The organism is Spirosoma migulaei, from assembly GCF_054776855.1.
In genome coordinates, this window is record NZ_BAAHBG010000027.1 from 585,896 (window position 1) to 601,849 (window position 15,954).

Consider the following 15,954-nt stretch of genomic DNA (forward strand, 5'->3'; position numbering starts at 1 on the left):
ATGAGCCATCACTCCATCCTAACGGCAGATGAGCTGACACAAATCGTACACCTTATTCACCGGCAATATGGGTATGATTTCAGCAATTATGCGCGCACCTCGCTGGAGCGTCGGGTGGTTCGTTGTATGCAGCAGGCTGGCCTGAAAACAGCTTATGAACTAACCTATAGCCTTACAAATGACAACTCATTTTTTGACTGGTTCCTCCAGTCGCTGACGGTCAACGTAACGGAGATGTTTCGCGATCCGCTATTTTATCGGGATCTCCGCGAAAAAGTACTTCCCAAACTGGCCTCCTATCCAGTCATTAAAATCTGGCACGCGGGCTGTGCTACCGGCGAAGAAGTGTTCTCGATGGCTATTTTGCTGGCCGAAGCTGGCTTACTGGACCGCTCCCGCTTGTATGCGACCGATTTGAATCCAGCTAATCTGGAACAGGCACGTCAGGGAATTATTCCACTCCAGCAGATGAAGGCCTACACCGAAAATTACATGCAATCGGGAGGTAAAAACGCATTTTCGTCCTACTACACTGCCCGCTATGAGCATGCCATTATCCGAAAAGAATTCCGGACGAATATCGTACTGGCGCAGCACAACCTGGCTGTTGATCAGGTATTTAATGAATTTCAGCTGATCTGCTGCCGGAATGTCCTGATCTATTTTGATCGGAAATTACAAAACCGCGTTTTCCAACTGTTTCACGACAGTTTGTCCCCGCTGGGGTATCTGGCTATCGGCACGAAGGAATCAATTCAAATGGCGGATGTACGCACGCAGTTTGAAACCATCAGTTTGCCTAACCGAATTTATCGACGTAAAACATGATAACTGCTGACCCCATCGATATCGTAGTGATTGGCGGCTCGGCTGGCAGCATTCCGATTATCTCCGATCTATTGCAGGCGCTGCCAAAACCGTTCAGAAGTACGGTCATTCTTGTGGTACACCGATTAAAAAATACGCCCAGTGAATTGCATAAACTATTCCTCGGTGATCCTGTTAACAATGTTGTATGCGAACCCAATGACAAAGACCCCATTCGACCAGGCTATGTTTATTTAGCCCCCCAGAACTACCACCTCCTGATCGAAACCGACGAAACGTTTAGCCTGGATTATTCAGAACCCGTTCATTACAGTCGGCCTTCTATTGATGTTACGTTTGAGAGTGTAGCCCGCGTGTTTACAAACCGAGCCACGGCCATTTTACTCAGTGGCGCTAACCGCGATGGGGCAGATGGCATTGGCCGTATCCGTTCATTTGGAGGCATCGGTATCATTCAGGATCCCACTACCGCCGATTATCCGGCCATGCCTCTGGCAGCTGGCGAACAAAATCCTGGCGTACTCATTCTCAGCCCGGAGCAACTAAAGACATATCTGCAAACCTTAATTCAACCTGTATAGACCGAATGCTACCTACTCATCCTCCTAACGACTTTACGATTTTACTGGTCGATGACCGGGAAGAAAATCTGCTGGCCCTGGAAGATATGCTTGCCACGGATAACCGAATCTTTATAAAGGCCACATCTGGTAGCGATGCCTTACGAAAAGTGCTGAAAAATGAGTCGATCGGCTTGATTATGCTCGATGTTCAAATGCCGGAAATGGATGGTTTTGAAGTGGCTCAACTGCTTAAATCAAACCCCCGAACAAAGGACATCGCCATTATTTTCGTTACCGCCATCAGTAAAGATGAACAGTATGTATTGAAAGGTTTCGGCGAAGGAGCCGTCGATTATTTACAAAAGCCACTGGATATCAATGTGACCAAAGCAAAAGTAAATGTCTTTGAACGCTTGTACCGCTATCAGCAGGAACTAAAACAGAGTGTGCAGCAAATTGAACGGATCAATAAGCAACTTGAAAAATTTGTCTATGTGGTAGCACATGACCTGAAGTCGCCCTTAACAGGTATTATTGGCGCCATGTCATTGCTGGAGATGGCTTCCGAGAACCCGGCAGGTATTCATGATGAACTTCTGGACTATATTTCCCACTCAAAGCAAGCCTCTTACTACATGGCAAACATGATCAATTCGCTACTGGATTATTCGCGCAAAAGCATTGATCAGCAGACCATTGAAGACGTGGATGTTCAGGAATTGGTTGAGCAGATTGCCAAACTGCTGTTTCCACCCAAACATATTACGATTCAGATTCATGGGCCATTGCCCCTCATGCGTACGAAGAAATTAAAACTCCAGCAGGTATTACAGAATCTGATTAGCAATGCTATTAAATACAATGACAAACCCCAGGGGCTTATTGACATAGGCTATACCGACTTTACGAAGCATATTGAGTTCTATGTACGTGATAATGGCGCGGGAATTGCTGTAGATGAGCAAGACGTCATTTTTAATTTATTCCAAAAAACAGCGAACACCACAACTGTTGAAAGTAGTACCGGCGTTGGGTTATCCATACTGAAATTACTGGTTGAAGAACAAGGTGGCCGTGTATGGGTCAACTCAACCCCTGGCCAAGGAAGCACCTTTTATTTTGACTGGAGCAAGTAAGCAATAGGTACATATAAGTAGGTTTATTTTTCTACTTTGCCACTTTCTGTGTTGTTTACAGCAATTATCTGCCGTTTAATTAATTTATGATAGCTTCTGAGAGAAAACAGAGACCAGTTCCTGAAATTTGTTTACCTTATTAAAATAACATAACCATAAAGTTAATTTTCAAAAAGTAACAAATGATTATTTGTTACTTTTACTAAGCAAACTCACTCCCTATATGAAAAAACTGTATAATGTTCTGGTGATTGAAGATGATTCATTTATCCGTAAAGTTCTCCGCCAGACCCTGAAGGATGATTTTGAGGTAACCACCAAAGAAAATGGCATGGAAGGTATGGCCTGGTTAGAAGAGGGAAACCCTGTCGATATTGTTCTATCGGACATTCAAATGCCCCATATGGATGGTAAAAACCTGATTGCTATGCTAAGGGCCAGTCCGGTTTTCAAAAAGTTACCCATTATCATGTTATCGACCTTTGCCGACAGCGATACACGGATTGCCTGCCTAAACATGGGCGCCGATGATTACATCATCAAGCCGTTCAACCCGATGGAGGTAAAAACCAAGATTGCAACGGTATTACGTCGGACTGAAACAAGCAATGTTGGCCAAACTAACCCTGATTGACCTAGACCTCGACTATCCAATTAATCATGACGGCAGTGAGCGAGACGAATCAACCCTTTCGGGTACTCTTCGTTGATAACGATGAGCGACGAATCAAATCATTTGAGCGTGCATTTTATCCACAGGTCGCTGTAATTAACGTACCAGATAGCTGGTCTGCTATTTCGTATCTGGATACTAATGAGCCCGTTGATCTGATTCTGTTTAATGACAACCTAAATACCCGCGGCTTTATGAATGCCTTTAAGGCAAAACAAAGCCGGACCAAAATACCCATTATTCTGTTAACGGATAAGGAGCGGGTTGATTTAACAGCGGACCCCTATCATGGCTATGTTATTGATGCGTTCCCCTTCAATTATTCGGAAACTGCGTTTCAGATTCGGTTGAATTACCTGATTCAGAAACGTGATTACCAACGAGATGGGCATACACTGCATAAGCCGGTAACGGTCCGCATTCCCGTTGGGAAACGGGTCTTCGATATTGGCCTTTCGTTCATGATCCTTCTGATGATATCGCCCCTCCTGTTAGTGGTTGCGATTCTTGTCAAACTCGATTCGAAGGGGCCGGTTTTTTATAGCTCCAAGCGGGTTGGCATGGGGTTTAAAATATTCGATATGTACAAATTCCGCACCATGAGTACCGGAGCCGATAAGCTATTGGCAACCATGGCCTCGCAGAATATGTACAATAAGGTTGCAGAAAAAACCGAGGAAGAAGAGCAGTGCGATGAGTGTAAGTTAGCCAACATACCCTGCCAGCGACCACTCTATCTGGATCAAAAACAGGTTTGCGAAATCATTTATCAGCGTGAACAAAAGGCGAAAGCGATGTTCAGCAAGTTTAAAGAAGATCCCCGGGTAACTCGTCTGGGAAAAATCCTGCGGAATACCAGCATCGATGAATTGCCTCAGCTTTTCAATATTCTACGGGGCGATATGTCCTTTGTAGGCAATCGGCCATTGCCGTTGTATGAAGCAGAAAAGCTGACAAACATCGGCTACGCCCGCCGATTTGCGGCCCCGGCCGGACTGACTGGACTCTGGCAGGTAACGAAGCGAGGAAAAACGAAGGTATCCGATCAGGAGCGCATTCATCTTGATGTACTGTATGCCAAACGGTTCTCCTTGCGTACGGATATGCTAATTCTTTTGAGAACCGTAAAAGCAGTATGGCAGAAGGAAAACGTATAGATACGACGCCCCTGATTTCATTGATTACCATCAACTACAAACAGGCGGTGGTAACCTGCGATATGCTGGAATCGACCCGATCCCTGACGTATCCCCGTTTCGAAATTATCGTCGTCAACAATGGATCGAACGATGATCTTGCCGAACGGATTCAGCAAGGTAACTACCCCCATGTCACACTGGTTGAGAGTACCGAGAATCTGGGATTTTCAGGGGGGAATAACCTGGGGATTCAGCAGGCCAACGGCGACTATTTTTTCCTGCTTAACAACGATACCATTGTCACTCCGAATTTGCTCGAACAACTACTCATTCCGTTTTCGAAATACCCAGACGTAGGCGTTGTCTGTCCAAAAATTCGCTTTCATGATGAACCCACGATTATCCAATACGCAGGCTATCATCCGCTGAATCAGTACACCGGACGAACCTGGGCTATTGGCCTAATGGAGCCCGATAAGGGTCAATACAATCAACCCGGACCCACCTGGTTTGCCCACGGTGCCGCCATGCTGGTAAGCCGGGAGGTACTGAAACGGGCTGGATCACTTGACGATAGCTTTTTTTTGTATTACGAAGAACTGGACTGGTCGGCGCGAATCCGGCGGGCGGGCTTTCAGATTTATTACCAGCCCGATGCGCTCATTTATCATCGTGAATCCATGAGTGTGGGGAAGGCAAATGCCATGAAGGTGTATTACCACACCCGAAACCGTTTGTGGTTCATGCGCCGGAATGTTTCGGGCCTGCCACTGCTGATTTTTTACCTGTATTATTTTTTCCTGGCCCTCCCTAAAGCCCTGATTCAGTACAGCTTACCCTGGCAACCCACTTACCTCAAAGCGGTAAAAGATGCTATTGCCTGGAATTTGACACATACCACCAAGCCATTGGCATCCGTACCTATGCCAGTAGCCGTAGCGGGTAACTAACACGAAACAAATGGAAGTATTGCTCCTGATTTGTATAGGACTTGTGGTCTATACCTACCTCGGCTACGGTGTGGTAGTATGGGCATTAATTAAGCTGCGTCCCAAACGACCTGCGGTGCCGGATCTGTCGGCAGATTATACGCCCGAGGTAACGTTAATTGTACCTGCCTACAACGAACTCGATTGTTTACCGGCTAAAGTGGCCAACTCACTTGGACAAGTATATCCGCGTGATCGGATTCGGTTTCTATTCGTTACCGAAGGCTCAACGGATGGTTCTGACACCTGGCTACGGACGAACTACGGCGATTCAATCGAGATTCTGGGCGGCACCGAACGGCGAGGTAAAGTAGCAGCCATGAATATGGCGATGCAGCAGATCAAGACCCCGATCGTCATCTTTACCGATGCAAATACCCAGTTGAATCTGGAAGCGGTTCGGAACATTGTCAAACACTTTCGAGACCCGGAAGTGGGTGCAGTTGCTGGTGAAAAACGAATTCAAACGGCCGATAGTGAATCAGCTGCGGGCTCTGGGGAAGGTCTTTACTGGAAATATGAATCGCAACTAAAGCGCTGGGATGCCGAACTGCACACAATTGTCGGCGCAGCAGGCGAGCTGTTTGCCGTTCGCACCGAACTATACGAGCCGGTGTCACCGAACACCATCCTGGACGATTTCATGATTTCGCTGCTGATAGCCGGTCATGGGTACCGGGTTGCGTATGAGCCCGATGCATATGCGCTGGAACGTCCTTCTTTTTCCATTATCGATGAGCAGAAGCGTAAAATCCGGATTGCAGCGGGTGGCTTTCAATCGATCGTCTGGCTTAAACACCTACTGAATCCATTTCGCTATGGCGTACTCACCTTCGAATACGTATCGCATCGGGTCATGCGCTGGGCGGTAACGCCCATCTGCTTACCGCTGATTTTGCTGCTTAATGCCGGTCTGGTTTTCCGCGATGGCTGGAACTCAGCCTGGGGCTTGCTTTTATTGGCTCAGATCCTATTCTACGGAGCATCCTGGCTGGGGTATGTGCTGGAAAAACGACAGCTCCGCTGGAAGGCGGTTTTCGTCCCATTTTATTTTACGTTCATGAATGTGTGTGCGCTCGCAGGTTTGGTTCGCTATTTGCGGGGTAACCAATCAGGCACATGGGAAAAAGTCCGCCGGGCCAATGCGGTCAATTCTCTTACGTAATTAACGTTGTTGTTACTCAATCGTTATGGCACAATCAGCCTTTTCATTGACAGGTTCCTCAGGCCAATTTTGGCTGTATAGTCTCCTTGGAGGCTTATACACGATTGGTGCGGGCTATCTGGTCAGTACAATGGGGCCAGCCGGGGCCGGGATAGCGATTGTGTTACCGATCGTTATAGGTATTCTGATTGCCTTGCTGATGGAGCCTCGCTTTGGCCTGTTCCTGTATGTACACTTGAGTTTCCTGATTGGCTTCTCCCGGTTTATTTCACTACCTATTCCGCTTGGCCTCCTGGTCGATGGCGTATTGGCGATAACCCTGTTAAGTACCTTTTTGAACGGGCAGCGCATGGAATGGAGTCGGCTGAAAAGCCCCGCTTTTGCGCTGGTTGCCATCTGGTTTGCTTATACACTCATTGAATTACTGAATCCAGAAGCCCCTTACCGACCCGCCTGGTTTTTCCACGTACGGCCTTTTTCGATGCACTGGTTCATTGTCGCTATCCTGGTGCTGGTTATCCCTATTACCCGAAAAGATATTGGCATTCTGGTCGTTTCCTGGCTGGGGTGGTCGTTTCTGGGGGCGCTCTGGGCATTTAAGCAACAGTACATTGGACTCGCCCCCGCCGAAGTACAATGGTTGAGCGAAGGAAACAATGGTGTAACCCACATTCTGTTCGGTCAATTGCGGAGCTTTTCATTTTACTCCGATGCCGCGCAGTTCGGGGCCGAAATGGCGGGCGTTACGGTAGTAGCCGTCATCCGCGTTTTTGAAGAGAAAAAGATGCTTTATAAAGTAGCCTATATGGCGCTGGCGCTGGTTTTCTTCTGGGGCTACGCCGTTTCTGGAACGCGCAGTGCCCTGTTTGTCATGCTGGCCGGATTTCCATTCTACCTCCTGCTTAAACGCGATTTCCTTAAGCTCGTGATCGGTGTGGTTATGGCCGTTCCACTGGTATTAATTCTTATGTACACCAATGCAGGAAGCTCCAACTACCAGGTGCAGCGAATGCGTTCGGCATTAACTCCTATGAACGATCCCTCCTTCCTGCTGCGACTGCAAAATCAGCAGAAACTGAAGGGTTATCTGGAACACTATCCATTTGGAGCCGGTATTGGTACATCAACGGATATGGGCGCACGCTTCTCACCCTGGCACTGGGCCGCACAAACCCCACCTGATAGCTGGTATGTGGAACTCTGGATTGAAACGGGCCGGGTTGGAGTTACGCTCTATATTCTTATGCTTCTGGGGCTGGCAGGCCTGGGCGTTTATCAGGTCTGGCGATTAAAAGACCCCTGGATGATTAAAGTGATGTATGCGTTTCTGGCGGAGTTTGTCGGCATTGCGCTCATGGGTTATTCCAATCCCGTATTAGGACAATTTCCAACCGACACGATCATTTTCATCAGTACAATGCTGATTGTTACCTGCTATCGATGGGATAGTCAACCAAAAACGGAGTCTTCAGACGTAACCCTCTATTCACATCCCGTTGCTGAACTATGAAACAATTCGACAGCATCATCTGCATAGCTCAAACGTCCTGGAACGGCGATTTCCAGAAGGCAGTCGTACAACTCATGACCGAGCTATCCGCCCGGCACCGGGTGCTTTTTGTCGATTACCTGTACACGGTAAAAGATTTTGTGACGAGCCGAAACGATATGCCAGCGGGGGAAATCCTGTTTGGAAACCCGTTGACCAAAATAGACAACGGGGGTGGCGAAGATCTCTATGTTTGGGCTCCTCCCCTCATGTTACCTATCAACTGGTTATCAGCCAAACCACATGATCAGTTGCTTCAATTAAATACCAATCGGTTGTTAGGTCGACTGCGCTCAGTTATGAAGCGGCTGAATATGCACCGTCCGCTGGTGATCAATGCGTTTAATCCGGTGGTTGGGTTGCCTATGCTCGGGAAACTGAATGAATGCGCTACCCTCTACTATTGCTTTGATGAGATTACCACGGCGGGTGACTGGATGAGTCGGCATGGACAACGGTATGAAGATGCCTATCTCCGGCGGGTCGATGCCGTTGTAACAACCTCTGAAACGTTACGGCATGACAAATCCGCAGTACAGCCGCAGACCTACTGCGTAAAGAACGGTGCAAATTTTGACCTCTTCAACAAGACACGTCAACTCGCCCAGGAGCATCCGCCCGAAAAACCCATTGTGGGCTATCTCGGCTCTGCGGATAATCGGGTCAATATTGATCTGATGGAGCACTGCGCCCGAACCATGCCGGATGTTGAGTTTCAGTTTATCGGCGAGGTGCACGAACCCCTGTTACCGCAGCGGTTAGGCAATTTCCAGAATGTAACATTTATCCCCCCTCATCAACCCGCCGAGTTACCCCCGCTGCTGGCCAAATGGAGTGTGGGTGTCATTCCGTTTGTGTGTAATAAGCATACCTATACAATTTACCCGCTGAAAATCAACGAGTATCTGGCAGCCGGACTCGCTGTTGTATCAACTCCATTCTCAATCCTGGACGATTTTGATGGCGTTATTGAACTGGCCGATACGCCGGAAAAGTTCGCTCAGGCTCTCCGACGCGCGTTAGCTGACAAGGACCCTAAGCGTGTTCAACAGCGGGTCGATATGGCCCACCGCAACTCCTGGACCAAACGCGCCCATGAGTTTGAAGCGGTTATAAAGCAGGTTCCTAAAGCCTGGCGACAGGAGCAGCCAGCTTATTAACCAAGTGCGTTTTTATCCAATCAACCATGAAAGTACTAAGGCATCCAGACAGCATGAAGACGACCATAGCCAATCGATTTAGTCACCTTATCCTACCGTTCGCGTGGGTACTGACTTTATGGGCAGTAGGCTATGGCGTTAGTTATGGACAGGGAGCTGTGCCGCCGAAACCAGCTACTACTCAGCCACTTGCCGCTTCAGTAGCCGCAAGCCCCGTAGACTCCCTGACCTTTGATTTCAACCAGGATATTTCTGTCCAGCTCATCCCATTCGATGAGATGTTCAAAATAGCCCTGGCTTATTCGCCAGCCGTTAGATTTGAGAGTGCGCTGGCAACGGCCCAACAGGCAGCTTACCAGCTTTCCAAATTGCAACTCTTCCAAAATATTGGCGGATTTGCCAATTATTCATCTGGTAATCAAGCCATTCTGTCAACCGGCACAAATACCTCAGATCAGCTGGGGCAAATTTCCAACGGCTACCGGTATGGGGTAAATGTATCCTTTAGCATTCACAACATAATCGCCCGCCCTCAGGAGATTCGCCTGGCAAAGGCTACCTACGAAGCCAATAAGGAGCGCAGTCGAACCGCTGAGATTCAACTCAAGCGCGACCTATTCAACCTCTACCAGGACTTACTCTTGTCGCAGCGGGTGCTGCAGATACGTTTGCGCGATGATCAATCCTCGCTGGCGGCTTACCGGATTGCCGAGGTCGAGATGCAGAAGGGGAAAATCACGCCCGAAGCGGCTGCGAACAATAGCAGTCGATACGCTGAAAGCCGAACCACGGTTGAACAGGCCAAGACCCAGTTCATCAAAAATATTTATGCACTCGAACTTGCGGTTGGAGTGCCTATCCGTCAACTGAAACGCCAATAGCCATATGACTTTCCATGAATTTGGTCGGCTCCTGAAGCGGCATCTTATCTGGTTTATTTTGTTCCCCTGCCTGGGCGCTGGGGCCATTTATTATTTCATGCGCAATGAGGTCCGGACGTACAAGACCAAAGCAACCCTCTACACGGGGTTTACCTCAGGTTACTCATTGCGCTCGGCGGAGGAGAACTTCCATGTCGATTACTCTGGGGTTAGTAATGCGTTTGATAACGTACTGACCACCCTCAACTCCAACCAAACCTTGTATGAGGTTGGGGTCCGATTGTTGACTGAGCATCTGTACCTGACCAAGCCAACGGACCGTCAGCTCTCGGCAGCCAGTTTCCAGAAACTTCAACAGGCTATTCCGGCCAGCTTAAAACAGACCCTGATTAGCTCGGGTATCCCCGACTCTACCCGTAGTCAGATTAACCGCCTGGCCCAAAGTCAGACCGATAATCCCATCCGGCATTTGCTCTTTGGATCAGGTTCAGATTATTCGGCAGATGTCATTGGCAAAAAGTTGAAATCATCCCGGCGAGGGGGAAGCGACATGCTGGACCTGGATTACGAGGCCGAAGACCCAGCCATTGCCCAGCAAACCCTGAATTTGGCCATTATCGAGCTCAACGAACGGTACTCCTCCCTGAAACGGGCCGAAACGAACCCCGTTGTTACCTATTATGAAAATAATGCCAAGGAGGCCAAGAAGCGTCTGGATCAGGCAGAAGCTAAACTGAAGGCGTTCAACGTGCAGCACAATGTGCTCAACTTTGAAGATGAATTAAAAACCCGTTCCACTACGCGCGATGCACTGGTAGCTGAATACAATGAGGAAGTGATGCGAAACAAAGCGGCTAAAGCGGCACGGGATGCCCTGGGCCAACGCATGACGCAGGGCGGAACCTTGCTCAAGATCAATACACAGTTAACCGACAAACAAGCCGAATTGACCGCTGCCGAATCGCAGTTGATCAATGCTCGTGCCAATAACCAGCCCCAAGCGGTTCTCGACCAGCACCAAGCCAAAATCAATCAGGTATCCTCAGAGCTTAAACAGATTGCGCAGAATTATTTTGCTGCCGACAACTCTGCCGAATCGATTCCGAAACTAACCTTAATTAATGGTTGGCTGGATAAGGTGCTTGCCTATGAAGAATCGGCGGCACGAATGGATATCGTGAAGAAACGCATGGATGAGTACCAGGCCGAATCCTCCGCATTTCCTCCGCTGGAATCGGAACAGCGGCAGTTAACCCGCGACATGGATGTTGCCGAGAAAGAGTATATGACGCTGGTTCAATCACTGAATCAGGCCACTACCCATCGGCAGGATATTTCCATTGATGGTACGTTATCAGTTCTTGACCCACCTGTTTTTCCCATGACGCCCCAGGGGGCCAAACGCTGGCTCTTTATGGCCATCGGTGCGGGGGCAGGGTTAGTCATTGCCTTGATTCTAGCGGCTATCCGTACCCTGGCCGACAAACGCATCAATACCCTAGAACAGGCTGAGCAACGGCTGGGCAACCCCGTTTCGGCTTCGTTCCCAACTGTTAAGAAGTTTGCGGTTAATGTGAAGTCCAGTCGGGCGGCTACCAGCATGTTTGAGCAGTTAGCCAACTCGATCAATATTACAGTAGGGCAACGAAGTACGCCGTCGTATCCGCCCGTTATCACGCTGTTTAGTACACGGGGTAAACAGGGGAAAACCTGGCTGGCACACGGTCTCGCCCGTTTATATGCAGAATCGGGGGAACAGGTTGCGTATTATTACCCTCGCCTGGAGGCTTCCGATAAGCACTTTGAGCAGGAGGGCATTTATTTCTACCCCTATGAGGTAAACCCTGGTTTTATGAACGTGCGGGAGCCGGAAGATTTGCTTTCGGCCGAAGATCAGTTGCCTGCCACGGTGTTCAATAAAATTATTCTGGAGCTGCCCCCGCTCGTTAGTAGCCCTATCCCACTGCATCTGGTTAGCCGCAGTGCGGTTTCGTTACTGATTCTGTCGATGCATACCCTGTGGGGGCGTCGGGATAAACAACTGTATGCACAATACCTGAAGGCGGCCAAACAGCCGGTGCTGGTTACGCTGAACAAGGTTGAAGAGAGTAACGCCGACGCGCCAAGCCTCAACGATATGGAACAGGGCCTTACCCGTACCCAGCCGTACAATGCCCCAACCGCAGCATCCCGTACCACCAAAAAAGAGAAAGCCCTAAAATAGGTTGTCATTTGATAGTCATTGGGTTGTCATTGATAGTCATTGATAGTCATTGATAGTCATTAAAAGGTAACTGATTTTTCGTCAATTAATGACAACCCAATGACTATTAAAGACAACCCAATGACACTCTCTGACCAGACAAGAATAAGTACTTAATAGATAGTTGACATGAGTCAAAAGCAACAGGCAATTAGTGGTGGCAAGTGGATGAGCCTATCAACGGCTCTATCTACCCTGTTGCAGTTTGGGCAGGTAGCGGTACTGGCCCGCCTGCTTGAGCCGTCGGTGTTCGGTATTGTTAGCGTAAGCACACTTCTGATTGCCTTCTTCAGTATTTTCGCGAACCTGGGCTTTTCCAATTCCATCATTTACAAACAGGAAGAGGACCAACAGGTTCTCTCCACTATTTACTTACTGAACCTGGCACTGGGTTTAGTGGTGGGCGTGCTGGTTTTCTTTAGCTGGCCACTTGTTGTTGCCTATTATAAAGAACCCCGCCTGGAGCCAGTCATTAAATTATCGTCCCTGTATTTCGTCATTGTTTACGTCGGACAGATCTACCTGTTTCTGTTACAGAAAGAGCTACAGTTCAGGGCAGTGGCCACCATCGACATGGCGGGTACGCTCGTGGGTACCTTTACAACTATCCTGCTGGCTTATCTGGGTTTTGCCGAATTGGCTCTGATTTATGGCCAATTGGCGCAACAGACACTGAAATCGGGCCTTCAACTTATCTATGGTGGGCATTTATTTTCGCCCGTTTTAAAATTCGATCTGGCACTTATTAAAGATCATTTACGATTCGGTCTCTACAATGTAGGCGATGGAATTGTTGGGTTCATTCAAGCAAACTCCGACAATATTCTGGTTGGTGGCATGCTGGGTGTGAAGCAGTTAGGCTATTACACCCTGGCTTCGCAGTTGGCAGTCTTCCCAATTTCCAAACTCAGCCCGATTGTACTACAAGTAGCCTACCCGATTCTGGCCCGCCTGAAAGGCGATACCGACGAACTCAAAAAATCGTATCTGTCTATTCTGGATTTACTTAGCTACGTCAACCTGCCTTTACTGGCTGGTTTATTTATCACTGCCGATAGCGTAGTACCGCTTTTTTATGGACCAGGTTGGGAGCCTACGATTCAGCTCATCCGAATTTTTGTGTTCGTCAGCATTTTTACGTTCCTCAGCAATCCGTTGTTTACCCTGGCTTTTTCAAAGGGCAAACCCAAACTGCTGTTTATGCTCAATGTTGTTACGCTGTTCATTAAAATACCACTTGTTTATGTGCTTGCGCAGTACGGGGGTGTGGTCGGCATCGCGGTGGCGTTTATGCTGGCAACACTAGCTAATCTGATCCTGAATTTCCGAATTGTACATACGCTGATTGGCTCGTTCCTCAGCGAATTCGCACAATCCATTGCTAAGCCCGTCCTGTTCTGTCTGCTCATGGTCGGTGCCATTGCCCTCTACAAATCGTTCACGAATTCGGTCAGCGTAGTGCATACGATTGTGCAGATTGTGCTGGGAGGAGTGATCTACATTGGCCTGACACTCCGGTATAAATTCCCGCTGGCAGACCTGAAGGCATTGGGGAAAACGGTATGAGTACAGTTTGAAGTTTGGAGTTAGTGGTTTGAAGTTAGTTACTCATTGAGGTAATAGACTATCTCAGGAAAACGATACAGCCATGCTCAACATCAAAATAAATTACTACAAATCAGACACTTAAAAAAGCATAAACCTCAAACCTTAAACATCAAACTTTAAACTCTCTTATGCAACGGCTTATTTTAAAATCACTTTACGTAGTCGCTCTCCTGAAGTATCCAAAGATCCGTAAGGATTTGCGGTATTTCATCCGGGACAATTACTACTGCAAGCTGGTTCAGGGCCGTTTCCTGTTGCGCGATTACGTCCTGAAAGAAAAATATAAAGTCATCAGTTATCAGGGAGAATTTGACCAGGAAGTCCGGTATGTATTACCATTTGCTTACTGGCATTATTTAAATGGTACGCTAAAAAAGACTATTTCGGCCAAGGGTACAGCAGACTTTTATTTTTTCAGCCCGGAGCACGAAGAGCGATTCCAGAAACGAATCTGGACCGAGTCGTATACGCACTATGATGTGCCGAATATGACCCACAGCTACACCTATAGTTTCCGAAACTGGGCGCAGGTTCCGTACAAGGCCCATTACCAGAATGATGTTTTTGTGTTTGATAAGCCCCTGCTGGTTATTGCCAATAAGTACAACATCGAGTGGGATCAGCCGCCCATTAACTTCCTGGATATCCCTTCACTTGAACGTATTATTCGCACCTACGGCTCGCGCTATCAACTCATTTATAACCGACCATTGCCCAGCCAAATTGTAGAGGACAACAGTGAAACGATGTCTCTCCATGAACACAGCTGGCTTCGGGAAACGTACCCGGAGGTAATTCTGATGGACGATTTGTACGCAAAGTATCATCCCTCCGTAGTCAGGAATTACAATCATCTGCAACTGATGGTCTACGCCAACTGCAACCATTTCATTTCCATGCATGGCGGTACGGCAGCGTTGGCCAGTTGTTTTGGGGGAACAAACATCATCCTGTCAGACCCGAATTGGGGGTTCGAACACGCGTTCAATGAATACGAAACACTTTTTCCGAAACTGTCGGGGGCAACGATTCTGCATGCCCGAAAAAGGGAGGAGATTTTTACTTTTTTAAGTACCCATTTCTGAGACCACCCACCCGTACAGTGCATCCATAAACTAACAATTGCAATGATTATCAGCAGGATAACAAGTGGCTTGGGGAATCAACTTTTTCAGTATGCGGTGGGTCGTCACCTCTCCCTGAAAAACAAGACTCCTTTATACGCAGACTTAAGTTATTATTTACATCAGTACAGTGATGACACCTCGCGTTCGTTTAAGCTTGGCAACTTTTCGGCCCCCTACCGAATCCTCCAGGAGTCGCCGGTCGAGTATATGTCTAAGGCTACAAAACTCTTGCCAAACCGCAGCCTGAAACCTTTTTTTTTATTTCTGAAGGAGAAACAATTCCACTTCGACGAACAGGTACTCCGGTCTCATGCGGGTTGTCTTATTCTGGAAGGATTCTGGCAATCAGAAGCCTATTTTAAAGGCAGTGCCGATATCATTCGGCGCGATTTACAGTTGAGCACCACCCCCAGCCCTGAATTTGATCAGTACCTGCAGCAGATTCGGGCTACCCCAGCCCCAGTTTCCATTCACGTTCGTCGGGGGGATTACGTAAACCACCCTGAGTTCAGTAAAACGTTCGGCTTTATTGGGCTCGACTATTACAAGAAGGCCATTCGGCACATCACGAAGGAAATTAAAAATCCTCACTTTTTCGTCTTCAGCGACGATAAAGAATGGGTTCGGGAGAATTTGCCTTTACCGGGTGATAGCACATTTGTTCAGAACACCGGCCCAACCGGCGATGTGGCCGATCTGGTGTTAATGAGCCACTGTAAGCACCACATTATTGCCAATAGCTCATTCAGCTGGTGGGGGGCCTGGCTAAATCCTAACCCCGATAAACTGGTGATCACGCCCAGCAACTGGTATAAAGACAAACCCGACTGGGATACGAAAGATTTGCTACCCGCAACCTGGTTATCGCTCTAA

At 48.0% G+C, this 15,954-nt stretch carries 14 protein-coding genes; all 14 read left to right on the forward strand.

What is annotated here, in order from left to right:
• Entirely contained in the window at window positions 1-828 is an 828-nt protein-coding gene (locus tag ACYVGO_RS27300; RefSeq protein ID WP_460971983.1) for a CheR family methyltransferase, read from the forward strand.
• Window positions 825-1,409 (forward strand): chemotaxis protein CheB, encoded by a 585-nt coding sequence (locus tag ACYVGO_RS27305; RefSeq protein WP_142772764.1) that lies wholly within the window; start codon window positions 825-827, stop codon window positions 1,407-1,409. Before ACYVGO_RS27300 ends, ACYVGO_RS27305 begins: the two co-directional genes overlap by 4 nt.
• Window positions 1,410-1,414: 5 nt before the next feature.
• Window positions 1,415-2,527, forward strand: coding sequence for a sensor histidine kinase (locus ACYVGO_RS27310; RefSeq protein WP_460971984.1), 1,113 nt, complete (start codon window positions 1,415-1,417; stop codon window positions 2,525-2,527).
• Window positions 2,528-2,750: 223 nt separating this feature from the next.
• Window positions 2,751-3,161 (forward strand): response regulator transcription factor, encoded by a 411-nt coding sequence (locus ACYVGO_RS27315; RefSeq protein WP_142772762.1) that lies wholly within the window; start codon window positions 2,751-2,753, stop codon window positions 3,159-3,161.
• A 26-nt stretch (window positions 3,162-3,187) separates the two neighbouring features.
• On the forward strand, window positions 3,188-4,357 hold the full coding sequence (locus ACYVGO_RS27320; protein ID WP_460971985.1) for a sugar transferase: 1,170 nt from the start codon (window positions 3,188-3,190) through the stop codon (window positions 4,355-4,357).
• Window positions 4,336-5,289 (forward strand): glycosyltransferase family 2 protein, encoded by a 954-nt coding sequence (locus ACYVGO_RS27325; RefSeq protein ID WP_460971986.1) that lies wholly within the window; start codon window positions 4,336-4,338, stop codon window positions 5,287-5,289. Before ACYVGO_RS27320 ends, ACYVGO_RS27325 begins: the two co-directional genes overlap by 22 nt.
• A gap of 10 nt (window positions 5,290-5,299) precedes the next feature.
• Window positions 5,300-6,493, forward strand: coding sequence for a glycosyltransferase family 2 protein (locus ACYVGO_RS27330; RefSeq protein ID WP_460971987.1), 1,194 nt, complete (start codon window positions 5,300-5,302; stop codon window positions 6,491-6,493).
• A gap of 25 nt (window positions 6,494-6,518) precedes the next feature.
• A complete protein-coding gene (locus ACYVGO_RS27335) occupies window positions 6,519-8,003 on the forward strand; it encodes an O-antigen ligase family protein (protein ID WP_460971988.1) in 1,485 nt (494 codons plus the stop codon).
• Window positions 8,000-9,202, forward strand: a complete 1,203-nt coding sequence (locus ACYVGO_RS27340) for a glycosyltransferase (protein WP_460971989.1) — start codon at window positions 8,000-8,002, stop codon at window positions 9,200-9,202. Before ACYVGO_RS27335 ends, ACYVGO_RS27340 begins: the two co-directional genes overlap by 4 nt.
• A gap of 26 nt (window positions 9,203-9,228) precedes the next feature.
• Entirely contained in the window at window positions 9,229-10,083 is an 855-nt protein-coding gene (locus tag ACYVGO_RS27345) for a TolC family protein (RefSeq protein ID WP_460971990.1), read from the forward strand.
• A 4-nt stretch (window positions 10,084-10,087) separates the two neighbouring features.
• Complete coding sequence (locus tag ACYVGO_RS27350; protein WP_460971991.1) at window positions 10,088-12,307, forward strand: GumC family protein; 2,220 nt, start codon at window positions 10,088-10,090, stop codon at window positions 12,305-12,307.
• Between the two features lie 168 nt (window positions 12,308-12,475).
• The gene (locus ACYVGO_RS27355) at window positions 12,476-13,912 is read left to right on the forward strand and encodes an MOP flippase family protein (protein WP_460971992.1); all 1,437 of its coding nucleotides are present in this window, start codon (window positions 12,476-12,478) and stop codon (window positions 13,910-13,912) included.
• A 170-nt stretch (window positions 13,913-14,082) separates the two neighbouring features.
• A complete protein-coding gene (locus ACYVGO_RS27360) occupies window positions 14,083-15,039 on the forward strand; it encodes a hypothetical protein (protein WP_142772754.1) in 957 nt (318 codons plus the stop codon).
• Between the two features lie 42 nt (window positions 15,040-15,081).
• Window positions 15,082-15,954, forward strand: coding sequence for an alpha-1,2-fucosyltransferase (locus tag ACYVGO_RS27365; RefSeq protein WP_142772753.1), 873 nt, complete (start codon window positions 15,082-15,084; stop codon window positions 15,952-15,954).

Excerpts from the sequence above, each read along its gene's own strand:
- ACYVGO_RS27315 (WP_142772762.1), top strand. The coding sequence starts at position 2,751 with ATGAAAAAACTGTATAATGTTCTGGTGATTGAAGATGATTCATTTATC.
- ACYVGO_RS27335 (WP_460971988.1), top strand. The coding sequence starts at position 6,519 with ATGGCACAATCAGCCTTTTCATTGACAGGTTCCTCAGGCCAATTTTGG.
- ACYVGO_RS27320 (WP_460971985.1), top strand. The coding sequence starts at position 3,188 with ATGACGGCAGTGAGCGAGACGAATCAACCCTTTCGGGTACTCTTCGTT.
- ACYVGO_RS27350 (WP_460971991.1), top strand. The coding sequence starts at position 10,088 with ATGACTTTCCATGAATTTGGTCGGCTCCTGAAGCGGCATCTTATCTGG.
- ACYVGO_RS27345 (WP_460971990.1), top strand. The coding sequence starts at position 9,229 with ATGAAAGTACTAAGGCATCCAGACAGCATGAAGACGACCATAGCCAAT.
- ACYVGO_RS27330 (WP_460971987.1), top strand. The coding sequence starts at position 5,300 with ATGGAAGTATTGCTCCTGATTTGTATAGGACTTGTGGTCTATACCTAC.
- ACYVGO_RS27360 (WP_142772754.1), top strand. The coding sequence starts at position 14,083 with ATGCAACGGCTTATTTTAAAATCACTTTACGTAGTCGCTCTCCTGAAG.
- ACYVGO_RS27325 (WP_460971986.1), top strand. The coding sequence starts at position 4,336 with ATGGCAGAAGGAAAACGTATAGATACGACGCCCCTGATTTCATTGATT.
- ACYVGO_RS27310 (WP_460971984.1), top strand. The coding sequence starts at position 1,415 with ATGCTACCTACTCATCCTCCTAACGACTTTACGATTTTACTGGTCGAT.
- ACYVGO_RS27340 (WP_460971989.1), top strand. The coding sequence starts at position 8,000 with ATGAAACAATTCGACAGCATCATCTGCATAGCTCAAACGTCCTGGAAC.
- ACYVGO_RS27355 (WP_460971992.1), top strand. The coding sequence starts at position 12,476 with ATGAGTCAAAAGCAACAGGCAATTAGTGGTGGCAAGTGGATGAGCCTA.
- ACYVGO_RS27305 (WP_142772764.1), top strand. The coding sequence starts at position 825 with ATGATAACTGCTGACCCCATCGATATCGTAGTGATTGGCGGCTCGGCT.
- ACYVGO_RS27300 (WP_460971983.1), top strand. The coding sequence starts at position 1 with ATGAGCCATCACTCCATCCTAACGGCAGATGAGCTGACACAAATCGTA.
- ACYVGO_RS27365 (WP_142772753.1), top strand. The coding sequence starts at position 15,082 with ATGATTATCAGCAGGATAACAAGTGGCTTGGGGAATCAACTTTTTCAG.